The organism is bacterium, assembly GCA_029210965.1.
Lineage (GTDB): Bacteria > BMS3Abin14 > BMS3Abin14 > BMS3Abin14 > BMS3Abin14 > JALHUC01.
On the sequence record JARGFZ010000021.1, the window covers coordinates 17,913 to 39,317 of the forward strand.

Annotated in this window: 21 protein-coding genes and 1 riboswitch; of the genes, 5 read left to right on the forward strand and 16 right to left on the reverse strand. The window is 53.3% G+C overall.

What is annotated here, in order from left to right:
* Positions 1–191: 191 nt before the first annotated feature.
* The 5 genes from P1S59_09185 to P1S59_09205 form a co-directional block, all read right to left on the reverse strand.
* Positions 192–1,181, reverse strand: a complete 990-nt coding sequence (locus P1S59_09185) for a hypothetical protein (protein ID MDF1526425.1) — start codon at positions 1,179–1,181, stop codon at positions 192–194.
* A gap of 354 nt (positions 1,182–1,535) precedes the next feature.
* Positions 1,536–2,198 (reverse strand): alpha-isopropylmalate synthase regulatory domain-containing protein, encoded by a 663-nt coding sequence (locus tag P1S59_09190; protein MDF1526426.1) that lies wholly within the window; start codon positions 2,196–2,198, stop codon positions 1,536–1,538.
* A 266-nt stretch (positions 2,199–2,464) separates the two neighbouring features.
* Complete coding sequence (locus tag P1S59_09195) at positions 2,465–2,908, reverse strand: 4Fe-4S binding protein (GenBank protein MDF1526427.1); 444 nt, start codon at positions 2,906–2,908, stop codon at positions 2,465–2,467.
* A gap of 194 nt (positions 2,909–3,102) precedes the next feature.
* Positions 3,103–3,867: a UPF0280 family protein gene (locus P1S59_09200; protein ID MDF1526428.1), complete on the reverse strand. Its 765-nt coding sequence runs from the start codon at positions 3,865–3,867 to the stop codon at positions 3,103–3,105.
* Between the two features lie 3 nt (positions 3,868–3,870).
* Positions 3,871–5,043 carry a homocysteine biosynthesis protein gene (locus P1S59_09205; GenBank protein ID MDF1526429.1) on the reverse strand — a complete coding sequence of 391 codons (1,173 nt, stop codon included), beginning with the start codon at positions 5,041–5,043 and terminating at the stop codon, positions 3,871–3,873.
* A gap of 137 nt (positions 5,044–5,180) precedes the next feature.
* A riboswitch (SAM riboswitch) is annotated at positions 5,181–5,290 on the reverse strand.
* Between the two features lie 435 nt (positions 5,291–5,725).
* On the opposite strand from P1S59_09205, the gene P1S59_09210 reads away from it, so the two are divergent.
* From P1S59_09210 to P1S59_09230, 5 genes are all read left to right on the forward strand, one after another.
* Entirely contained in the window at positions 5,726–6,016 is a 291-nt protein-coding gene (locus tag P1S59_09210; protein ID MDF1526430.1) for a hypothetical protein, read from the forward strand.
* Positions 6,017–6,076: 60 nt separating this feature from the next.
* Positions 6,077–6,967 (forward strand): phosphate-starvation-inducible PsiE family protein, encoded by an 891-nt coding sequence (locus P1S59_09215; GenBank protein ID MDF1526431.1) that lies wholly within the window; start codon positions 6,077–6,079, stop codon positions 6,965–6,967.
* On the forward strand, positions 6,964–7,557 hold the full coding sequence (locus tag P1S59_09220; protein ID MDF1526432.1) for a molybdenum cofactor guanylyltransferase: 594 nt from the start codon (positions 6,964–6,966) through the stop codon (positions 7,555–7,557). Before P1S59_09215 ends, P1S59_09220 begins: the two co-directional genes overlap by 4 nt.
* Positions 7,558–7,791: 234 nt before the next feature.
* The gene (gene cysK / locus P1S59_09225; GenBank protein ID MDF1526433.1) at positions 7,792–8,718 is read left to right on the forward strand and encodes a cysteine synthase A; all 927 of its coding nucleotides are present in this window, start codon (positions 7,792–7,794) and stop codon (positions 8,716–8,718) included.
* Between the two features lie 132 nt (positions 8,719–8,850).
* Complete coding sequence (locus P1S59_09230) at positions 8,851–9,354, forward strand: hypothetical protein (GenBank protein MDF1526434.1); 504 nt, start codon at positions 8,851–8,853, stop codon at positions 9,352–9,354.
* Positions 9,355–9,743: 389 nt separating this feature from the next.
* Here P1S59_09230 and P1S59_09235 read toward each other — a convergent pair whose 3' ends face one another.
* From P1S59_09235 to P1S59_09285, 11 genes are all read right to left on the reverse strand, one after another.
* A complete protein-coding gene (locus P1S59_09235; GenBank protein MDF1526435.1) occupies positions 9,744–10,577 on the reverse strand; it encodes a PfkB family carbohydrate kinase in 834 nt (277 codons plus the stop codon).
* 72 nt (positions 10,578–10,649) lie between these two features.
* Positions 10,650–11,078 carry an IS200/IS605 family transposase gene (tnpA, locus tag P1S59_09240; GenBank protein ID MDF1526436.1) on the reverse strand — a complete coding sequence of 143 codons (429 nt, stop codon included), beginning with the start codon at positions 11,076–11,078 and terminating at the stop codon, positions 10,650–10,652.
* 134 nt (positions 11,079–11,212) lie between these two features.
* Positions 11,213–12,067 carry a septal ring lytic transglycosylase RlpA family protein gene (locus P1S59_09245; protein ID MDF1526437.1) on the reverse strand — a complete coding sequence of 285 codons (855 nt, stop codon included), beginning with the start codon at positions 12,065–12,067 and terminating at the stop codon, positions 11,213–11,215.
* Positions 12,068–12,085: 18 nt separating this feature from the next.
* Complete coding sequence (locus P1S59_09250; protein ID MDF1526438.1) at positions 12,086–12,586, reverse strand: peptidylprolyl isomerase; 501 nt, start codon at positions 12,584–12,586, stop codon at positions 12,086–12,088.
* Between the two features lie 655 nt (positions 12,587–13,241).
* Positions 13,242–14,219 carry a 2-dehydropantoate 2-reductase gene (locus P1S59_09255; GenBank protein MDF1526439.1) on the reverse strand — a complete coding sequence of 326 codons (978 nt, stop codon included), beginning with the start codon at positions 14,217–14,219 and terminating at the stop codon, positions 13,242–13,244.
* Between the two features lie 112 nt (positions 14,220–14,331).
* Positions 14,332–14,616, reverse strand: coding sequence for a hypothetical protein (locus P1S59_09260; GenBank protein MDF1526440.1), 285 nt, complete (start codon positions 14,614–14,616; stop codon positions 14,332–14,334).
* The gene (locus tag P1S59_09265; protein MDF1526441.1) at positions 14,613–15,263 is read right to left on the reverse strand and encodes an RNA methyltransferase; all 651 of its coding nucleotides are present in this window, start codon (positions 15,261–15,263) and stop codon (positions 14,613–14,615) included. Before P1S59_09265 ends, P1S59_09260 begins: the two co-directional genes overlap by 4 nt.
* Before the next feature lie 103 nt (positions 15,264–15,366).
* Positions 15,367–16,227, reverse strand: a complete 861-nt coding sequence (locus P1S59_09270; GenBank protein ID MDF1526442.1) for an ARMT1-like domain-containing protein — start codon at positions 16,225–16,227, stop codon at positions 15,367–15,369.
* A 499-nt stretch (positions 16,228–16,726) separates the two neighbouring features.
* The gene (locus P1S59_09275; GenBank protein MDF1526443.1) at positions 16,727–19,246 is read right to left on the reverse strand and encodes a histidine kinase dimerization/phosphoacceptor domain -containing protein; all 2,520 of its coding nucleotides are present in this window, start codon (positions 19,244–19,246) and stop codon (positions 16,727–16,729) included.
* A gap of 20 nt (positions 19,247–19,266) precedes the next feature.
* On the reverse strand, positions 19,267–20,433 hold the full coding sequence (locus P1S59_09280; GenBank protein ID MDF1526444.1) for an ABC transporter substrate-binding protein: 1,167 nt from the start codon (positions 20,431–20,433) through the stop codon (positions 19,267–19,269).
* Between the two features lie 199 nt (positions 20,434–20,632).
* Positions 20,633–21,331: a metal-dependent transcriptional regulator gene (locus P1S59_09285; GenBank protein ID MDF1526445.1), complete on the reverse strand. Its 699-nt coding sequence runs from the start codon at positions 21,329–21,331 to the stop codon at positions 20,633–20,635.
* Positions 21,332–21,405: the final 74 nt, after the last annotated feature.

Genomic DNA, 21,405 nt, shown 5'->3' on the forward strand with positions numbered 1-21,405 from the left:
GGGGTGACTCGGGGAAAGATCTATTCTCCGCTTCGCCCGGCAGGCAAACTTGGATTCTGATTCTCGCACGCACGCAATCACGCTCTACGCACGTACGGAATTTTTTTCTGGATTCTGCGTTCTGCGTTCTGCGTTCTGCGTTCTGCGTTCTGCGTTCTGCGTTCTGCGTTCTGCAAAGGATGATCCTGCACCTACATTCCCTGCCAAAGTTTAATTATTCTTTCCACTGTCTGTTCCTTCACCTTCACCATCTCATCCTTGCTGCGGCAGTCGATCCTTCCCCCGGCGGCGCCGGGGTGACCATCTCCGACGTTCAGTTCCCGCATGATCTCCCCGATATCCTTTTCATGATCCCGGGCGTTCATCAGGAAAGAGAGAGACATGGAGAGAGTGAGATCGGTGGTCTTTTTCCCCATCTGGAAGGTATTGCCCACCATGAGAACCGCCAAAGCCTCCGGATATCTGATGAACGCCGCATTGCGGATGATCTCCGGTTTCCGATTGTGGCGGGTCAGATCGATGACCACCACTTCCCGCCCTGTGTCCATCTCATGAAAAGAGGTATCCTGGTCGATGAGAACCAGGCTCTTCTCCTCCATTCTGGCATAGGTCTCGACCTTTTCCAGGACTTCCGGAATCTCCAGAACCCCGCCCATGGATCTTTCTCGCAGGAGCCGGACCATCCTTCCAAGGAAGTCATGGAGGCCTTTCTTGTCCGAGTACGCAGCAAAAATAGCATTGGAGAGTTTCCTCTCCACCGTGGGCTCCCGCCACTCTTCCATAGTGCTGTAATCGAAAGAGTCCACACGGTCGGTGCCTGCCACGGTGTCGGCCATGAATTGGGGGAATTCAGTCTCAGTCCTGAAGTATTCGTAGACGACCCTTGCGCAGGAGGGCGCAGCCTCGAACCGGCCCGGAACCGTTTCCGGGTCGATCTCCCTGAGCCTGAGGTCTGCCAGGTTTCCGGGGTGGTGATCGAACCACATACCCACCCTCATGGGGCAGGGCAGGTCACAGGCGATGTCCGATTCGGAGGTAGGGATCCGACTGTTCTGAATGGCAACCGGCCCGGCAAAAAAGAACCGGTCTATTCCCGTGGCAAAAGAAACAATGGCTGCGCTGACAACGCCATCAAGGTCGTCGTGGGTGACTATACGGGAAAGAGCTATCTCAGATCTCAAATCTCAAATCTCATAGAAAAGCTGCCTCTCGCTCATGAATGAGTTTTTCACCCAGCTTTCAGGATTTACCCTGCGGTAAAAAACATCGCTTTTATGATAGCTGTGCTTTACCCAGACTACAGCTTTCCTCTGCGTCCTTCGCGACCTCTGCGTTAAAACCATCGCCTGTATAGTAACCGGGATCCCTTCCGTGGTCGCTTTAAACTGCGTCGTGGCAGGCAAAGTGTTCGTCATTGCGAGCCCTGTGTCTTTTCAGTGGGCGCGGCAATCCCGACTAATGAGACTGCTTCCACCGTCGCTCTTTGAGCTATGGCGGACAAGTCACATGGGTGACGGTTCGCAATGACAAAAGCATTATTTTTTACTTTTGGCTTTGATCTTCCCTGTCGTTTTAGCTTTTGGTTTTGCAGCAGCTTTTGACTTTGACTTAGCTGCTGTTTTCGATTTAGCTTTGGGTTTGGCGGTAGCTGTGGCTTTTGCTTCGGGTTTGGCTTTCGCTTTGCCCGTTCCCCGTTTCCGGTTCGCTGTGGCTGTTTTCTTCTGCGTGCTGCGTGCTGCGTCCTGCGTCCTGCCTTTACTCCAAAGATAGATCGCGTACTCGTAACCGTCCAGCAGCACCCGAAAGGATGCGAGGTTGACGTTGTCGTCAACGGAGGAAACCCTCCAGAAGGATTTGCCGTCCGAGAAAACCACACCCACCTCGATCTGGGAGGAGGTACCGATGTCACCTTCAATGAGGCGCACCTTGAAATCCAGAACGCGAACGGTTGTGATCTCGGGAAAGAGCTGTCCGAGGGATTTTTTCAGGACGTTGGCGAGGGCGTCTACGGGTCCAACACCCAGGTCGGCCTCATGCATCTCCTGATCCCCGGCCCGAAGGGTGACGGTTGCTTCGGGCCTGAACCCATCGTCTATGAGCCGGTAGGTGCCGATGACATCGAAAGGTGGAGAGTACTCATCCAGGAACCTGAGCATCTTCAGTTCAGCGGTGGCATCGATAACGTTGAGGTCGGGCATAGAGAACCTCCGGTTCTAGGTACAAGGTACAAGGTACAAGGTACAAGGTACAAGGTACAAGGTACAAGGTACAAGGTACAAGGTACAAGGTACAAGGATGATTATACATTAGTCCTTAAGACTTTCCACTTTTTGTAAATAAAGCGGCCCGTATAAGCCGCTTTATTACCACTGCAATCACCGGATTTTTCTTCTCTGTTGGTACCTGTCTAAATAATTACTATGGGATTCCCTTGTCCCCTATTTCTTGTATCTTGTCCCTATCTTTACGATGCCTTGCGTTCCCCCTGAGTGCCGTTGAGCTTCATAACAGACAGCTCGATACAATGCACCGTGCACACCTTGACGCAGTTGCCGCAGGCGACGCACTTGTCATGATCGAGGATCACCTTCTTGTCCGCGCCGTCCACGAACAGGGCATCAGTGGGACACACCGCAGTACACGCGCCGCAGTGAACGCATCTGTCTTCGTCCTTCCGGATATTCTCCGTTACCTCTTCGATGATGACATTGGCAGATCTGAGAAAATCCAGCCCCTTGCTGAAATCTTCCTCCGAACCCTCCAGGCTCATGATGACGAAGGCATCCTGACGAGGCAGAACTTTCGCTTCGAGAATATTGAACACCAGGTCGGAAACTTTCGACAGGCCGTGAATGATCGGCTTGTTCCAGGTTTTTTTCGTGAACTTCAGTATCAGTGTCTTTTCCATGATTATCCCTCCGGGATAGTTTATGCGGCCGTCAATAGCACACCATCTGAGGCGTTATCAGGTCTCGGCAATCCTCGGAATACCTGGGTACGTATGCCTCCGGTTACCTCAACCCTCTGGCCTTGCATCTGGCCCACTCTGAACGGCCTCGCTAATTATTTATTTTCGTCAATGCTAATTATGCTTTCAAATGTTTACTTTGGACTTTGGGCTTTGGTCTTTGGACTCCCAAGTGGAACCAGTTCCACTTGGCCCTTGGCCCCTATCGTTTCACCCATGATCACCACAGCTCCCGTAATACCGGTCACTGACAGAGCCCAGTCAAGAGCCTTCTCCATGTCTTCGGAGTGGCGGATCCTGTTTCCAAGCTCCGTGGCGACGGCGTCGGCAAGGGCCCCGGAAGGAGAGATCACTGTTGCGGCATCCGCACGGCCCAGGCTCAGGGAAGGACCCACAGTACCGGAGGAGGTACAAACCGCGATACCCTGGGATGGATCCACCGACAGGGCGACCCGGCCGCTCAAGGGCGACGGCCCGGCCCACAAGCCAACGGAACTGATGGAACCTCCCATCATGTAAAGATCACCGCCGTTCTCCACCATGACCCTGGTTGTGTGACCGATGAGATCCCTTGCAACCCCTTCGGCGATACTACCCGCAACGGCGGCCATGGGACCGATCCCGACGGCGTTGGCAGCACTCACCATGCGGGCCACAATGGAACGGGTTGGCACCGGTTCCTTCCACATCTTGAGAGTGGTGGCAAATAACGGATGGGCCGCGATATAACCTTCTATGACGGCTCTGAGTGAGCTGATCGACTCCAAAACCTTGTCCGTCAGATCTCGATCCGCCGCTATCCAGAGATCGGTCTCGTCAACCACCACCCTGAAGGAGGTTAAACCTTCAGGGGCGGCTTTTTCCCTGTAAGTACGCTCTGTATAAGCCGTTTGAGTCATATTTTACCTGGTGGTCGGACCCGGCAAGGTGCACTGCGGCACTCCGAGGACGAAACCTTCCTCCAGTATCCACCGTTTCAACTCCTCGGCCACTTCCAGCGCCATGGAGTAGCTGGACAGGGGGGTTGTGGGGATCTCTTTCCCATTAAAGCGCATGGTTCCGCTGCGAAGCTCCTCGTAGCTGACCTCGCCGAGGATCTTGCCGGTGCCTTCCGGGTAGTCCACCGCGTAATCCACAATGTTGGTCACGATATCCTTGTCCCTGACCCCCGTAAAGCGGGCCATCTCTTCATCCAGGATGGGGATAGGGATACCCATGCCAATGAAGAGACTGATGCCATAGCCGAGCATGCTGGCGCCCCGCAAGTACCGCTGCTTCATTCCCTTGAGGTCTCCGAGGACCGAGATCGTGCCTGCGGGAGTTCTCGTGGTGCCGTTGTCGGCTCTGGGGGCGTTGGGGTTATGCTGGGTCCCATGCCAGATGACGTGCCCCTCTCCCCCTCCCAGAAAGATCCTGGTCCCCAGACCGATAGTCCGGTAAAGGGGGTCGTTGAGCAGGGGCGAAAGCTGTCCGGCGCTGGAATAGTTCGCGTTGCTGGCATCCGGTCTCAGCACACCCATGTAGGTGTAGACGGTTCGATCACCCTGATTCACCGCGCAGTTGTAGTTCTGGTAGGCGTTCCTGGGGTTTAATAAAATAGCGTAAGGCATCTCTGCGAGGGTCTTTTCCATCTCCGCCTTCTTGGCCGGATAGCAGTCTGTACCGTAGCCTTCCACCCTGAGGTTCACTGTTTTACCTGCTACCAGATCCTCGATGACGTGGGCGCCTCCATAGGGGAAGCTGCCCGGGTAGACCTTGTTTAAAGGATCGTCCTCCCTGGACTCTGTGGCACCGAGGTAGGTGTCCACGGCAGCCATCCCGGCGTAGGCCGGCACATCGTTCATCCACACCCTGGAAGATTTTATCTTGGGCGACGTGTGACCGAAATTGAACATTGCGCCGGAGGAGCACATCATCCCGAAGGTCCCGGTGGTTACTACATCCACCTCTTTTGCAGCCTTGGCCGGTCCCACTTCATCCACCAGGTAGGACATCTCGCCTGCAGTAAGTACAACCGCTTTACCGGACCTGATGCGTTCGTTGATCTCCTCGAAGCTCTTCGTTGTTTTAGCCATCTTGTTACTCCTTCGTTTTGCGGTTATCTGCGAACAGTATACTGTGAGCTGTTCACTGTTCTTGCAGACTGGAAAGGCCCGCCAGAACTGAAAAACCCCACCTGTGACAACAGGAGGGGCAAAAGCTTTTACCCAACTCCTTATCTCCCAAGGTTCCTTGCGGGAATTAGCACCGGGTGCCACGCGTAAAGCGTGACCGGTTGCTGTGGCTTCAAAGGGCCCGTCCCTCCACCACTCTGGATAAGGTGTATCTATGTGAGGGGGGAGAATCACACAACTCAACCAGACAAGTCAAGAATTTTTTATCCTTTCCCGAAGATTGTACTTAAATGGGTGAGAATCAATATTGATGACTTCGCAAAAAGTCATCAATGCGCCCCGCGCGGGGCGCCCAAATCAATGACTCACTCCGTAAGTCATTGATTTGTAAGGAAATAGAAAACGACGCTTTTCCCTTTCCGTGGAGCGAAAAGTCCCGGATTGGACTTTTTGCGACTCTATCAATATTAATATTCTAAAACTGGACATGAACCCATTCTTGATATTAGACTGGGAGGAAGAAGGTGGGAGTGGGAATAGGGAATAGGAGGAATGCATCTGTTGCTTTTCTTCTATCTTCTCTATTCTGTCTTTTTGCACCTCCCCTATCCCTCCTTCCTTATTCCACAAACAAAGGATTCTTATGCCTTCAGATGACAAACCCATAGCCTCCTGTCCCCTCAACGATGTCGAGGCTTTCGATTTTCCCTTTTTCATTAAAAAGGGCGTGGGGGTTGAATCCGACCAGCTGCTGCTTGAGATCCACCTGTGGCACATGACCTCCGACGAAAAGGCGGTGATCGGGGAACTCCTCCAGATCAACGAAAGTAAGGACCTGCAGGACGCAGGGTATAAAACAGACGACCGGGGAGTGTACATCATCGGGGAAGCGGAGAGTTGGATGCCTGGACCGGAGTTTGGTCCCATAGAATAAGGAAGGAGGAATGTGGGGCAAAAACGCTGTCTTCATCCTTCTGACATATTGGAGAACCCCATGCTTACTGCCAAAAAGATCAAGGCTCACTATGATTTCACCCTGGAGGAGGAGAAGCTCCTCGCTGATCTGAGCACGCGGATGAAGAACTACCGCGACCGGTTCGGTCAGGAGCTCATGGCCTCCTTCATGGTCCACGAAAGCATGGCTGGTTTCTTTCCTTCTGAAGAAAAGGAAAAACACCACGCCATGACCTTCGCTGGCTGGTTTATGCGCCTCTTTTCAGGAACTTACGACGAATCCTATTTCCAGAAGCTGAGAAAAGTGGGGCAGGTGCACGTGGACATCAAGCTGGACGGGCATCTTGTTAACGCTGCCATGACTACTACACGGCAGCTGTTGGCCGGATATATCGAGCGGGAGGTCCCGGCTGAGGATATGGAAAAGACCAGGATAGCCATCACCAAGATCCTGGACATCAATCTGGACGTCATGACCAGTTCCTACAGGCAGGCCGAACTGAAGAAGTATTTTATTTACAAAAAGGCGGAATCCTATCTCATAAGCCTCATGGAGCGGTTCACCCACGGCCTGAACCTCGTCCTGGCCCTCGCCCTCGCTATAGTTTCCCTGGAGGTAATCTGGCTGTTCGCCCGCGACGTAACGAACGTCTTTCGCGGCGACAATCTGGAGACCAGCGTGGTCACCGCCCTGGGCTCCCTGCTCATCATCTGGATGATGAGCGAGTTGATGTCCACTGAGGTTGACCACCTTAAGGGCAAGAAGATCGCCATCAAGGTCTTTATCGGCACTGTCATCATCGCCCTCATTCGAAAAGTGCTCATCGGGTCGCTGCAGCATGCATCTCTCACCGAATACGGGACCAAGGTCGGTACTCTTTTCATCCTGGCATTGGTTTACTGGCTGGTGGCCAGGGCCGACCGGCCGTGAACCAGCCTGGGGCCACCTTCAAGGAGGTTACCGGGGCCATACTCATAGGGGGGCAAAGCCGACGGTTGGGGCGCGACAAGGTGCTGCTGCACTACCAGGGAAAACCGCTGGCCCTTCACCTCCACGGAATTCTCACCAGCCTTTTCCCGCGGGTCCTCCTCATCGGACACCCCAGACCGGAACTGGAAGACCTGGGTTTTACCTGCCTTCCTGACCTCGTCTCGGACAAGGGTGTCCTCGGGGGCATTTACACCGCCCTCAGCGCTGCCGCTACCCCTCACGTATTCATCGCCGGGGCCGACATGCCTTTTCTCACTCCCGCCCTGATATCCACCATCCTCAGTCACCGACACCTTGCCGACGCCGTGATACCCCGTGGTCCCAGGGGATTGGAACCGCTGTGCGCGGTCTACTCAAAATCCTGCGCTGACGTTATGGAGAAGAACCTGGGGGATGGCACCCTCAAGATCATGGCGGCACTTGAAAATATGACGGTGCTGTCTCCCGAAGTTTCACCCGATAACGGGGAGCCGGATCCTTTCATTAACATCAACTATCCGGAGGATATGGAAATACTGAATAACAACTAATCTCATATCTCAAATCTCAAAAATCAGGAAACCACCCTAAGGTAGTCACATCGTATAAGACTTTGAGATCTGAAATCTGAGATCTGAGGTTCGCCCTCCCCTTTCCCCTCTATTCTGGGTGTAATAACAAAAACTATTTTTGACTATATATATAAGCTTATGTTACTATTTCAGGTGTAGTTACTTTAGCATTCGAGTGCCTTTAATTGCCTTCCCCTTATGGAGGATTAATATATGGGTCGTATTTACGACAGCATAACGGAACTTATCGGGAATACTCCTCTTCTCAGGTTAACCAAAGTAGCTGATGGAGCAAAAGGCATCGTCCTTGGAAAAATGGAATCCCTCAACCCCCTTTCCAGCGTCAAGGACCGTATCGGTTTAGCCATGATCGAGGCAGCTGAAAAAGAGGGATTAATAAAGAGTAACACTGTCATCGTGGAACCCACATCAGGCAATACAGGTGTAGCTCTTGCCTTTGTAGCCGCATGCAAGGGGTACCGGCTCATCCTCACCATGCCCGAGACCATGAGTGTTGAAAGGAGAAACCTTCTCGCCGCCCTCGGCGCGGAGCTGGTCCTCACCCCCGGCAGCGAGGGGATGAAAGGCGCCATCGAGCGGGCCCAGGAGATCGTTGACACCACACCGGGCGCCATCATACCTCAGCAGTTCGAAAACCCGGCCAATCCGGATATTCATCGCCGGACCACCGCCGAGGAGATCTGGGAGGACACCGGAGGAGAGGTGGACATTCTTGTCGCTGGCGTAGGAACGGGGGGAAGCATCACCGGTATTGGTGAGGTGCTCAAGGAACGGCGGCCGGGGTTTACGGTCATTGCTGTTGAGCCCGAGGACAGTCCCGTCCTGTCCGGTGGAACGCCTGGACCACACAAGATTCAGGGCATCGGGGCCGGTTTCGTCCCAAAGGTGCTCAACACCAAGATCATCGATGAGATCGTCACTGTCAAAGCTGAGGATGCCTTTGAGACATCACGCAGACTGGCAAAAGAGGAAGGTATTCTCTGCGGGATCTCCGCCGGCGCCAACGTATGGGCCGCCGTCCAGGTAGCCAAACGCCCGGAGAACAGCGGGAAAACCATTGTCACCATCATTTGCGACACAGGGGAAAGGTATCTTTCCACACCACTTTTCCAGGGGTGAGCGATTCTAGCAAGCAGCAAGCAGCAAGCACGCAGAAAAGAAAACACGGTTCCTGTAATGCGGTAAAGGCTTATTAACCGCAAATAGCTGGAACCTGAAACTTTAAACCTGGAACCTGAGCGAAGCGAGCATATGAGATCTGAGTTAATCATCGCCGCGATCACCGCGCTTACCTTTCTCTCCTGCCAGCCTTCCAAAGAGGCCGCCAAGCCTCCTGTTCGGCTGGGTCCAGATGTAGAGCGTCTTGCAGGAGAGATCCTCGCTCCCATGGCAAACCCTGTCACCCTTCAGATCATCCGCGGCGGCAAAGGTGAAACCATGGGTGAAGAGGCTCAGGCTCTCGTGGACCTCGTAGCCCGGATATCACCAAATGTGAGCATGAACAGGTTGGATATCGCCATACGTCCCGATGGGGTCGACCTGGGGGTCTCCCACGGACCCGTTATCGAGATGAAAGGAAAAGCGCCAGGGATTTTAAGATACTACGGCTATCCCGAGCGCAAGGAGACGCGTCCCTTCCTCGAAGGCATCCTTTCGGCATCTGGCCACCAGGTAAATCTGGCGCCTGAAGCTGTATCCTATATTTCAAAACTGGACAAGGAGATTCTGATCCGCATTTTTACCACCCCGGACTGAACTTTCTGTCCCGAGCCGGTCGGGCTCGGATACGCTTTCGCAGGTCTCAGCGACAAACTGACAGTCCTGGTCTACGGCAGTCATGAATACCCGGAGCTGAGCCAGAAATTCGAGGTTGTCACCGTCCCCAAGATCTGGGTCAACGACAAGATCTATATCGATGGAGCAGCCCCCACCAGGACTATGATGACAACAACATTTGTGAGGATGATAGAACAGGCGTTGGACGAATCAATCCCGCGGGGTAAACTTCAGTTGGAAAAGTAAGTCCTGGTCGTAGTCACAACATTAGAAGGAGGAATAGGGAAGGAGGGAGGAGGAATAAAGCGCCCTGCTTCATCCTACATCCTTCCTGCATATATCCAGGTCAAGGGCCTGAAACGAGGTATTTAGCTTTCCGGAATTGAAATTTCCGGCCTGGCTCCCAATTCCATAATAACCGCTGCCGCAAGCGCGTTCCCCCACCTTCCGCACTCCTCCATACTCAACCCCTTCCCAAGACCAGCAAGGAAACCGGCAGCGAAGGCATCACCCCCACCGGTGCGATCTACCGGATCCAGTTCAGGGGCCGGGACTTTTAGAACATCGATCCCTTCCGAGACCAGGCATCCGCCTGTGGGAAGTGTCACCGCCGCTATCCGGGAATCGAGAGCCCTGATCCCATCAACAGGGTTCTCCAGACCGGTGATCATGCGGACCTCGTCGGAGTTCAGAATAAAACCATCCGCGAGAGCAGCCACTTCACTCTCCATGGCACCGTGCCACCCGCAGTACACAGGGATGTTTTTCTCCTTTGCCAGAGCTGCGTAGCCTGCAAGGGTCTGTGTGTCTCCTCCGGACAGATAGATACGATCGCATTGATCCAGCAGCTCTGGATCAACCCTTCCGCACAGATTGGCTCCAGGGGCCCGGACCATGCGCTTTTCTCGCCCCATGGAGAAGATGACCGCAATACCGGTCGTTCCATCGACCCTGTTAACACCCCGGGTTTTCACCCCTGCCTTCCGGAGATGCTCAAGGTGGGCTGTCCCAAGAAGATCACTACCTGCGGCTCCGGCCAGAGCAACTTCCTCCCGGAGATTTGCCAGCCACCAGGCTGTGTTGGCCGCACTACCGCCGAAACCGGCATGAGCCTCATCACAGGTTATTTTCTCGTGGGGGCCGGGGAGGCGGTCCAATGGGAAGAGGATGTCGTAATTTATGTTGCCTACAACCAGGATCATAAGGGCAATCTCAGATCTCAGATCTCAGGATGCAGCCAAGTGAACTACCACAGGCTTACGCCCGTGGCATCCTTAAAGGCCAAGCTTCGCTTGCCCGCTGTCTTCTTCACCTTGCATGCGAACATAGTTTCGAATCGTAGCTTCGTTTATGTCGACTGTGGATACAAAATAGCCAATCGACCAAATACCTGGGACTCCCCAATATACTTTGTCCAAATGGGGAAACTTCTCCCGCAACTTTCGCCCGGTGTTGGATTTGATCATGTTCACCACCTGACATACTGGATACTTCGGTGGAATCGAAACAAACATATGTATATGATCAATGTCCGTGTTTACTTCCAATATCTCAATCTCTGGATGGACACGGCTAACCTGAAGCACCACCTTGCGAAGATACTCTCCAACACCGGACTTCAGTATCTTCCTGCGGTATTTGGTCGATATGACTATGTGGTAACCCGTGTAGTAGACTGCATGCGCTTGTTTGCGATACTCCATCCACGTATTCTAACCGAAGACAGCGGGCACTTCCATCTACGGGCTTACGCCCGCAGAATTACGAATGAGTATTAAACAGGAAGCTATAGGAGCAAGCGTTGTTTGAGGTTTGAGATTTGAGATTTGAGATCCTCCTATCGCGCGACGACAAACGCGCGGTTGAATTCCCCGGACCTGAGCAATTGGTCCCGGAACCGTTCTGCCTCTTCACGGGTGGTAAATTTACCCACCCGTACTCTGAAAAAGTTCATGTCCCCCCGTTCGAAAAGAGACAGATCGGCCGCACCATGTTCATCCATCATGCGGCGCACCAGCCCTTCGGCGTTTTCCTTTACTGTGAAAGCTCCAACCTGGACTGAAAATTCACCCGCATTGTAATCTAATCGGGGTCGCAGGGTAATTTCGTCAGTTTTTCCCTGGAGAATTTCTTCCCCCAGGGCTGTGACTACAACAGGTGCCACTCCTTCGTTCAACATGTCGAGCTGTCGGGCGGCTGCCCTTGAAAGATCAATGACACGGTTGTCGACGAAAGGTCCCCTGTCGTTGACCTTCACTACGATCGACTCACCCTTTCCATCGGTTCTCTTCACCTTCGCGTAGGTGCCCAGGGGCAGGGTCCGGTGGGCTGAAGTGAACTTTTCCATGTCGTAGATCTCTCCACTGGCCGTCTTCCGACCGTGGAATTTGGTTCCGTACCACGAAGCCATACCCTTTTCGACATACCCTTTGGAAGACCCCATAACCCGGTAGGTCTGGCCCATGACGCGGTAGGTCTGGCCACCAGAGGCCAGAGCAGCTTCAGAGGGCGGAGGGCGCAGGGCGCGGGGCGCAGCGCAGGAAGAGAGCGCGACTATCGCGGCGAGAAGGAGGGAAGGAAGAAGGAGGAAGGAGGAAGTAAACCTCATCTTACGCAAATTTCTTTCCAATGCGTTGATAAACGAAACACACAACAGCTTATCTACAATCGTTGCCTTTCCCTCGTCCTTCATCCTTCCTCCTTCTTCATCTTACTCCACTACCGTCACCTTCTCCAGCACCACGTGCACAGAGGGCACATCCTGGAACCCCCTGAAATTACCGGTCTTGACCTTCCCGATCTTCTCTACCACATCCATCCCCTCAACAACCTTGCCGAAAACCGCATAACCGAACCCGGAAGAGGTCTCATTGGTGTGGTCCAGAAAGCCGTTGTCCACAAGGTTAATGAAAAACTGGGCTGTAGCGCTGTCCACCACGTTAGTCCTGGCCATGGCGAGTGTGCCCTTCAGATTTTTAAGCCCGTTTCCGGCCTCATTTTTGACAGGCGGCAGGGTTTCTCCCATCTGCATGTTTTCATCGAACCCTCCACCCTGGACCATGAAACCTTCGATCACCCTGTGGAAGATCGTACCGTCATAGAAACCGTTCTGGACATATTTCAGAACATTTTCAACCGTGATGGGGGCCTTCCCTGAATCCAGCTCAGCCACGATAACTCCCATCGATGTCTCCAGTTTTATCTTCGTCATCTTGTCTCCCTTCACTTGGGGCACAGCCTTGCCATCGTCCTTTACCCCGGTCAGATTAATTTTCGCATTGAGGGCCTTTGCCATAATTCCGTAAGGATGGTCCTTGAGAAACTCCCAGTAGATGTTTTTCCCCTTTCCGGGAGCCACAGACTTACCAACATCTCCTGACAACGACTCCGGGGAAACTTTTAGGGGACCACGGCCATCCGAAAGGGTGACATCCACATCCACAACCTGATCGCCGGGAAGATCAAAGCCCACTACCGCCCTGCTGCCTTCGAGACGGACGACTATGTTCTGTGCCTCTTTCTGTACCTCGGCCGCAAGGGTATAGCCTGGTAGTAGCATCGTCACTGCCAGCATGAGGGTAAAAACAGGACACACAAACGACACTGTTCTCTTCATTGGTATGAACCTCCGTGTAATATGAATCTCAGATCTCAGAATAATCCAAATATGGCCATCGCGAACCCTACTATAGTTCAACTTCCTAATTCATCCTCCCCCTAGCGAGTGGGGAGGGCCGAGGTGGGGGTGAAAGGAACATCCCCGTGTGAAGCGATCCCGATGAGCGGGATTGCCGCGCCCACTGAAAAAACACTGGGCTCGCAATGACATACTTTTATTTCACTGTTCACGTTTCACGATTAACGTTTCACGGTTCACTGGTCCCAACCTTTGCCTTCACAAGATCGTATACCACACGGTTGACCGGAACGGGGAGGTTCAAAAGTTCCGCCCTCCGGATGACCTGTCCCGTGATCGCATCTATCTCCGTTTCCCTTCCCCGTTCAATATCCTGCAGCATGGAACTTAAATGGGAATCGGTGGATGGAAGCAGCTTGCTGAAAAACAGGTCAAGGTATTCATCTGCCGATCCCCATGCCAGCTGCACCTCCCGGGAGGCCACTGAAAAAGCTTCCTTGACAAGAGCGATAAGCAGAGCCCGTGCGTTTTCCTGCCTTCCCAACTCCCCGTAGGGCACATTGAGCAGAGCGGATAAAGGGTTGAGACCGACGTTATAGAGCACCTTGCCCCACAGAGCAGCCTCAATGTTGTCAACTTGTTCCGTCGGGATCCCACACGCTGTCAGCAAAGCGGCCAGTTCCCGTCCAGTTTTCTTTTCCGCCTCGGTTCCGGGCCCGCCGATAAGAACATCGTCGGCCCACACTGATACGTGTACGTGACCGGGCCTGGTCACCTCAGCGCCAAAAATCACCCGCCCGCCAAAGCTGCGCTGCGGACCGAAAACCTCGCGAACCTGCTCCAGATTTCCCAGACCGTTCTGGAGGGATATCACAAGTGTCGTGTCACCAACCAACCCGCTTCCTGCCAGTTTCTGAACCGCTTCGGCAGTATCGCTGGACTTTACACTGATAAAAACAGCTGTCACACCTGGACTGCTATCGATACCGGTAATATCGGTAAAGGTTTCTAGAGTGTCGACCAGGTGTTCCCCGAGAAGTCCGTCGATGACAAGGCCGCTCTTGCGGACAGCCTCCATGTGCGGGTTTCTCCCCACCAGGCTGACCGAGTAACCGTTTCTGGCAAGCATGCCGCCAAACACTGAGCCGATGGCGCCGGCGCCGTAGATTATGAAACGATGGTGACCATCCTTTGGTTCATTTATCAATTTGTCACCATCGTTTCATAATCGTGAGACACGGAGACTCGGAGAAGGGGGGACACGGGGAAAGATCTTTCTTTCCGCGTCGCCGCGTCACCGCGTCCCCGCGTCAAGCGATCTACTTCTTCGTTAACTTCCGCCACAACTCCTCCGCCCCGTCACGCCCCTTTTCCTTGTCCCTTGTACCTTGTATCTTTTCCCTTACTCTATACCAGTCGCAGAAGTTGATCCCTTTCGGATCCCCAACCCTTTCCGCGGAAGGCTCCGAACATCGGCTGTCTACCCAGTGCAGGCAGTTCACACAGGAATGAAGATAAGCATCGCAGGAGGGGCATGTGTCTCTGAACCCCACTTTATCCGGAAGTTCTGCTACGACCCTGCAGGCTGCGCATGTTACTTTCATTTCCGGCTCCTTAACTCCTTCAGAACCGCATCCGCTTGTTTGACTGATTTTTTTACCCACTCTCCCAATATCCGGCCGGCCTCATCGGAGGGGATCCTTTCCAGAGCCTCACCCTTCTCCATTTTATACCGCAGTACATGGTGAATGGCGATACCGGCTGCCACCGAAACGTTAAGACTCTGGGAGAATCCGCTCATGGGGATAACGAAAAACCCATCCACCTGATCAAGAACCTCGGGGTTGGCCCCTTCCAATTCGTTGGAAAACACCAGGGCCACCCTTCCAGAAAAGTCTGTCTGGTCGAGAGGAAGAGCATCCTCACCGAACGCCCCGGCGAGGACCCTGAAACCTTTTTTCTTCAGAATTTTCAGGCAGGTGGACACATCCTCATGCCGGTGAATGGTGAGCCATTTGTGGGAACCCTGGGTCAGAGTTCTGAATATTTTACCCTCTCCCGGCTGCGGAACCACGTGTATATCCTGAATACCGAAAAACTCGCATGTTCTTAAAATGGCGCTTATGTTGAGGTCTTTATGGAGGTTTTCAAGAACCAGGGTGACTGAAACGACGCGGTTTGAGAGCACCTCTTTGAGGCGCTCAAGACGTTCAGGGAGGAGATAGGGTTCTAATATTTCGCGATCAGTCATAATAATTCCGTAATTTGTGATTTGTGATTCGGAGAACATGTACAGCCTTATACTACCCTTTTGCTTATCGATTCACGATTTACGAGTCACCACTCACGGCCTCTTACCATTTCATCACCACCATATCCCTCATCGCAGCTCCAAGGTAATCCGCAGCCACGGGGCACTTTACCGTGAACAGCATGAAGATGCGACCGTCCTGTGTCAGCTCGGTAAGGGTCTCGAAATTACCCTGGCCCTTGGCGATCACAAGGTCAGCTCTTTCAAAATGGTCCCGGAACAGGGCCGAACACTCATCGAGGATCGTCCCCGGCGTTCCGGCTCCGGTGCTTATAAGCCTTGCATGCAGGTGGATGCCGGCCAGAGCGGCATCCGAAACGGTAGCGTCGTTGATTATGGCACTTCCCTTGGCGGCGTAAACCACCCGGTCCGGCCCAAGCAGCCCCAGCAGGGGACGGTCAAACACGGTCTCCCCAGCGTTGTCCCCAATGTACAGAATGGTCCTGGCTTTGGAAACTTTTCCTCTCATTTCATCTACACTGTTTTGGAAAAACGGTTTTTCAAGGAACTGGACCAGGGTCTCCTCCATGTCGAAGTCCCCCCCGTGTTCCCCCGTCCCGAAATCGATGACGTTGCCTGCAATGGATATTCTGACCGCCGTATCAAAGGGGTCCGAAGATTTTTGAACGAGCTTTTCCAGCTTCGAGAGCAGCTTGAGCGCCTCCCGGGTATACCTGACCTTCATTGCCAGGAAGGGATCCTCAACCCCGCACATTTGGCTTGCGAATTGGTAAAGGGGGGTGCTCACGGCAGGTGGGCTGAGATCGTTGTTCCAGGAACGGTTCAACTCCAACTTAATACCTTCGAGGACCTTTTGCAGGGTTTCCTCATCGGCACCGGCGGCCTTGGCCGTTGTTTCCATCTGTTTCAGCAGGCATGGCCTGCAATCGGGGTGGATTTTCATAGTTTAATTGGTGAAAAGCCTCGCATCAACAGGAACCGGGATCCCTTCCGTGGTCGCTTTAAACTGCGTCGTGGCAGGCAAAGTGTTCGTCATTGCGAGCCCTGTGTCTTTTCAGTGGGCGCGGCAATCCCGACTAATGAGACTGCTTCCACCGTCGCTCTTTGAGCTATGGCGGACAAGCGCGATGACCCGTCTTCGTCCTATGGACTTCGCCGGTGCAAGCAAATGCGATTGGATTCCGGGTCTGAGCCCGGAATGACGACCTAAAAACCAGGATTAAACCTCCCTCTGCGTCCTTCGCGAACTCTGCGTTAAAACAATGTCGCTTTTAACTGCTGGATTCCGGCTCACGACTTCATCGCGTCCGGAATGACGATCATGGAGGTTATTACTTCGATACTTTGTTACCTGGCCACCTGGTTACGAATTTTTCTCCTGGGTACTGGCTTCTGGGTACTGGCTCCTGGGTACTGGCTTCTGGGTACTGGGTACTGAATTATTAATACAACTTCACCCCCGCTTCCCTGTACTCTTCAAATTCGATCACGAAGCTGGTGCCCTTATCCGAGTTGATCCGCATCTCACCAGACAGCTGCTCCACCAGCATCGTCACCAGCTGCAGGCCGAGGGATTGTGTTTTTCGAATATCAATATCCTCGGGAATGCCCACACCGTCGTCGTTGACCTCAAGATGGAATTTGCCTTCACCAGCCTGCCTGAAAATGATCGTCACCTCGCCCTCCCGACCGTCCGGGAAAGCGTGCTTGAAAGCGTTAGTGATAAGTTCGTTGATGATCAAGCCGCACGGTATCCCCGTATCCACCACCATCAGCATATTTTCAGCCTGGATATTGAGCTTTACCTTCCCCAGGTCCACTGCATAGGACTTGAAGAGGTTGTTCACAAGGTTGCGAATATAGGTGCCGTAATCCACCTGGGCGAGGTTCCTGGACTGGTAGAGCTCCTCGTGGATGAGAGCCATGGTAATGACCCTGTTTCGGCTTTCCTTGTAGACCCCTTTAACACTGTCATCTGTGATGTGGTAGCTCTGCAGATCCATCAAACCGGAGATCACCTGGAGGTTGTTCTTCACCCTGTGATGGATCTCCTGAAGCAGAACCTCCTTTTCCCTCACGGAAGATCTGAGGATATCCTCTGAGTGCCTGTCCTGGGTGATATCTCTGAAATAGATCACCCTGCCGAGGTACAGGCCATCCTCGTCCAGCATGGGCGCCGCATACTCTTCAAATATCTGCCCGTCCTTGAGGAGGATCTCGCCCTGATATCGCACATCTTTCTGGTCCATGAGATTCCGTCTTTTTTCCAGGAACCCATCAGGGTCGGCGATCTTGTCCAGGACCGACTGTACGGCCTGCTCATCGGAACCTGAGTCCAGTACTTTTTGAGGAATGCCCCACATCTCCATATAACGATGATTACAGGAAATAATACTGTCTTTCTCATCCAGCACCAAGATTCCGCTCATGGAAAGTTCCATCTGGGTCCGGAGGATAGCGTTGGTTCGCCACAACTCGCTCTGGGCCTCTCTGAGGCTGGTCACATCGCGGATCACCGAGATGCGGTGGGGTTCTCCAGCGATATCGACTTTTTTAGCGGAAATGGAACTGATGAAAACGGACCCATCCTTTTTGAAAAACCTTACCTCCTGCTTGTCAAGATGCTCCTGATCCCTGAGCTCCTTTAAAAAGGTCTCCCTCGTTTCATCATCGATCCAGATCCCGGCGGTCCTGGTGGTGCGACCGATCATCTCTTCCCGGGTAAAACCGGTGATATTCGTAAACCCTTCGTTTATGTCCACAAAGGTCTCGTCCCTCATTCGAATAACCGATATGGCATCCGGGCTCAGCCTGAATACTGTGCGAAAGTGCTCTTCACTGGACTGGAGGGCTTTATATAAAAGCTCCAGATGATCTGTCATCTCGTTGAAGCTTGCCGCGAGCATCCCCACCTCATCCCCGGTGATCACGGGCGCTTTCGCTGAAAGATCCCCCTTTGCAACCAGGGCCGCGGCGTCCCTCACCATGAGAATGGGGCGGACGATCTTTCCAGACACGAAATAACTGCCAAGCAGCACAATGGCAGCAATACTCATACCCAGCAAAAACAAACTCCACCCCAGGCGGCGAGCCGGACCAAAGGCCTCGCTCTGGTGGATCTCCGCCATGAGGAGAAGATCGAGATCCTCCAGCCAGTGATAAACCCCTATGACCCGTATACCCTGGTAGTTCCTGTATAGGCCCCTGCCGTCAGCTCCCTTGACCCCGGCATCGATCCCCATGGAATGGACACCTCTCGGGTAGTCCTCCCGTCCGAACCTTTTGGACGAAACGGAGTTATTGAACTTGTCCACGAGGTAGGCCTCACCGGAACGACCCAGACCTGCCCTTTCCAGGAAGACCTTGTCTATCCTGTCAAGGTCAAGCCGTGCTGCAAAAACACCGAGCTTCTCGCCATAGAGGGAGACCAGGGGGGTTGAGATGACGATATTCGGGCGGTGGATCACCGGGGATGTAAAAACCTTCTGGACATAGGTGTCCTCGAGACCCTTTATGAAATACCCGTCGTTGATGCGATAATCCCCCTCATGAGTTTTTTCGGTGGACAGAAATACTCTCCCCCCATCCCGGGTGAGGAGAAATACTTCCCGTATATCCTCATTGCCGCCCTTGAACCAGGCGAGGGTTTTAGACATACTGTCGTATGCTTCAGCAACCTCATCTGCACCCCTGATACCCAACATGAATGCCCGCAGGGGACGCCTTAAAGATTCCGCTCCCGCAATATTCTCTACATCGCTTTTTAATCCCGAGATCCACCATCTGAGGTTCTCTTCCTTTATGGAGGCGATGCCCTCCAGTTTATCGTAGATACTTGATTCAAGAGTGGTTCGAGCGAGATAATAGGAACTGTAACCCACCAGAAGGGCCCCCGGGATGGCGAGCAAAGCGAAGGTGGTTACAAGGCGGGTGGTCAGTTTTTTAAACAGGTATTTCTTCATGACAGGTACGGTTCCGGCACTTACGGCTGGTACATCTTCACAAAGGTGATCTTCCCCCGGCTGAGCTGCAGGACCACTGCGCTCTTGGCAGGATCACCGCTCACAGGGTAGTCGATAAGGCCGGAGAGTCCCGGGTAGGGGGGCAGTTCATAGAGCGCCTTGACCAGATCGGCCGGTTCGGTTGATCCGGCCGCGGCGGCCGCCTGGAAAAGGATCTGAAAGGCGTCGTAGGTCAAAGCGGCGGTGTTATTTGGAGCTTCCCCGAAAAGGGTTTTGTATTCCTTGACGAATTTCCGGTTGGCCTCACTGTCCACCGTTTCCGACCAGTGGGACACCTTGTAGGCGTTATCGAATCCCGGTATCGAGGCAAGCTGAAGTTCATCCCAGGCATCGGTGCCCAGCAGAATCACGTTTAAACCTTGATCTCGAATCTGAGGGCCCTGAATAAGCACGTCGTTATTGTGATTGGGCAGCAGAATGAGTTCCGGGTCGGCTTCCCTGATGGCAGCAAGTTGGCTTGAAAACTCCTCCTGGCCGGAAAGGTAGGTCTGGGACGCGACAACGGTGCCGCCAAAGAGGGTAAACCTGGAGCTGAACCGTTCAGCGATGCCGCGATTGTAGGGCCTGGATATATCGTAAAGGATCGCCGCCCGGCGGACAGCCAGGTTTCTATAAGCAAAGGTGGCAAGAACCTCGCCCTGAAAATCGTCCAGAAATCCTATCCTGAACACATGATCTTTCCCGGCCGTGGTCCCGGGGTTAGTGGACATGGGAGAGATCATGAGGATCCCCGAACTCTGGGCAATTTCCGCCACCGGTATGGCATCTCCACTGTGCTGCGGGCCGATGAGGACATGGACACCCTTCTGATTTATGAGATGTTCAGCCGCGTTTACAGCCTCTTCAGGGTTATTGTCGATCCCAACTGTGGATATCCGCAAGGCAACTCTCTTCCCGCCTACTATTATCCCCCCTGCCTCCTCCACCTCCTTCTCGATCATGTTGACGATGTTAAAAGTCGCTTCACCGCAGCAGGTCTGGGCCTTGTCCCTGTTATAGACAAAGACGCCTACTTTCAGTTCCGCCGGTGGGGAGGGAGGTTTATTGCAAGAGATCAAAAAGGATAGTGCGAGGGTCAGATAAAGGATCAGCAGTTTGGCCCGGACCACATTTGAATTTGAACGCACCTCAGGTATGATGCCGCCCCTCCTGGCTGATCATTGAACATCCCCCTAAACAATAACCTGTTACATCACGCGCAACCACTTTAATCCCAAAGGATTTCCTCGTCAACCCGGGAGTCTGTTCCGGGATTTTGTCATGACTCTCTGACAGAATCCCAGCTGCGGGTTGAGCCTTTCCCATACAGAGCGCAATGCAAAAAACTCAAGCCCCCTGGCCTTCTTCAGAAACAACTCTCTTGACGTAAATCGCTGCCGCCATCCCTTCATCGACGGCATACCGGCTCTGACCCACAGTGAACACAAATGATGGATAGCGGCGCTGAAGGGTCACCGACTCACCGGGTAAAATGCCCAGGGCCATGAGTTTTTTCAACCTCTCGGAATCACCTGTATGTACATAAGCGATAGCTCCACTCTCTCCCTGGCGCAGGTTGCTCATGGGAACGACCATCTGATCCACCCGGGTCTCGGCGCGATGGCAGCAGTCTCCGATGGGAATAGCCCTATCGTGGGGGCAGCTTCTGGGATGGCCCAGGAGCTCGCAGATCTTTTCCTCCAGCTCCGGCCTGATGAGCATGTGCTCAAAGCGGCAGGCAACATCCTCGATCTCATCTTTTTTTATCTCAAAGATGTCCAGAAACATCCGCTCGCTGAGACGGTGCCGCCTTATGGTCCTTCTGGCCTCCTCGAAGCCTGCATCGGTCAACTGGATCCGGTCTCCATCGACCTTGACAAGGCCCTTGTCCTTAAGGATCGTGATGGGTTCTTGTAGAACCGGCACCGAGCCCACAACGATCTCATCCAGGGGAACCGACTCCTTGCCGCCTTCCTCGAGCTTGACCCACAGGACTTCCAGTATCTCGTCTAAAAATTCTTCGGCAAAATTACTAAGTTCCACCATGGTATGTTCTCCTGTAAAGTGATCTCAGACCTCAGATCTCAGATCTCAGATCTCAGATCTCAGAAACAATTCTA

What these genes read in the sequence shown, in the direction of transcription:
- P1S59_09190 (MDF1526426.1), bottom strand. Translation starts at nt 2,198, where the DNA reads ATGCCCGACCTCAACGTTATCGATGCCACCGCTGAACTGAAGATGCTC.
- P1S59_09195 (MDF1526427.1), bottom strand. Translation starts at nt 2,908, where the DNA reads ATGGAAAAGACACTGATACTGAAGTTCACGAAAAAAACCTGGAACAAG.
- P1S59_09200 (MDF1526428.1), bottom strand. Translation starts at nt 3,867, where the DNA reads ATGACTCAAACGGCTTATACAGAGCGTACTTACAGGGAAAAAGCCGCC.
- P1S59_09205 (MDF1526429.1), bottom strand. Translation starts at nt 5,043, where the DNA reads ATGGCTAAAACAACGAAGAGCTTCGAGGAGATCAACGAACGCATCAGG.
- P1S59_09210 (MDF1526430.1), top strand. Translation starts at nt 5,726, where the DNA reads ATGCCTTCAGATGACAAACCCATAGCCTCCTGTCCCCTCAACGATGTC.
- P1S59_09215 (MDF1526431.1), top strand. Translation starts at nt 6,077, where the DNA reads ATGCTTACTGCCAAAAAGATCAAGGCTCACTATGATTTCACCCTGGAG.
- cysK (MDF1526433.1), top strand. Translation starts at nt 7,792, where the DNA reads ATGGGTCGTATTTACGACAGCATAACGGAACTTATCGGGAATACTCCT.
- P1S59_09230 (MDF1526434.1), top strand. Translation starts at nt 8,851, where the DNA reads ATGAGATCTGAGTTAATCATCGCCGCGATCACCGCGCTTACCTTTCTC.
- P1S59_09235 (MDF1526435.1), bottom strand. Translation starts at nt 10,577, where the DNA reads ATGATCCTGGTTGTAGGCAACATAAATTACGACATCCTCTTCCCATTG.
- tnpA (MDF1526436.1), bottom strand. Translation starts at nt 11,078, where the DNA reads ATGGAGTATCGCAAACAAGCGCATGCAGTCTACTACACGGGTTACCAC.
- P1S59_09245 (MDF1526437.1), bottom strand. Translation starts at nt 12,067, where the DNA reads ATGAAGGACGAGGGAAAGGCAACGATTGTAGATAAGCTGTTGTGTGTT.
- P1S59_09250 (MDF1526438.1), bottom strand. Translation starts at nt 12,586, where the DNA reads ATGACGAAGATAAAACTGGAGACATCGATGGGAGTTATCGTGGCTGAG.
- P1S59_09260 (MDF1526440.1), bottom strand. Translation starts at nt 14,616, where the DNA reads ATGAAAGTAACATGCGCAGCCTGCAGGGTCGTAGCAGAACTTCCGGAT.
- P1S59_09265 (MDF1526441.1), bottom strand. Translation starts at nt 15,263, where the DNA reads ATGACTGATCGCGAAATATTAGAACCCTATCTCCTCCCTGAACGTCTT.
- P1S59_09270 (MDF1526442.1), bottom strand. Translation starts at nt 16,227, where the DNA reads ATGAAAATCCACCCCGATTGCAGGCCATGCCTGCTGAAACAGATGGAA.
- P1S59_09275 (MDF1526443.1), bottom strand. Translation starts at nt 19,246, where the DNA reads ATGAAGAAATACCTGTTTAAAAAACTGACCACCCGCCTTGTAACCACC.
- P1S59_09285 (MDF1526445.1), bottom strand. Translation starts at nt 21,331, where the DNA reads ATGGTGGAACTTAGTAATTTTGCCGAAGAATTTTTAGACGAGATACTG.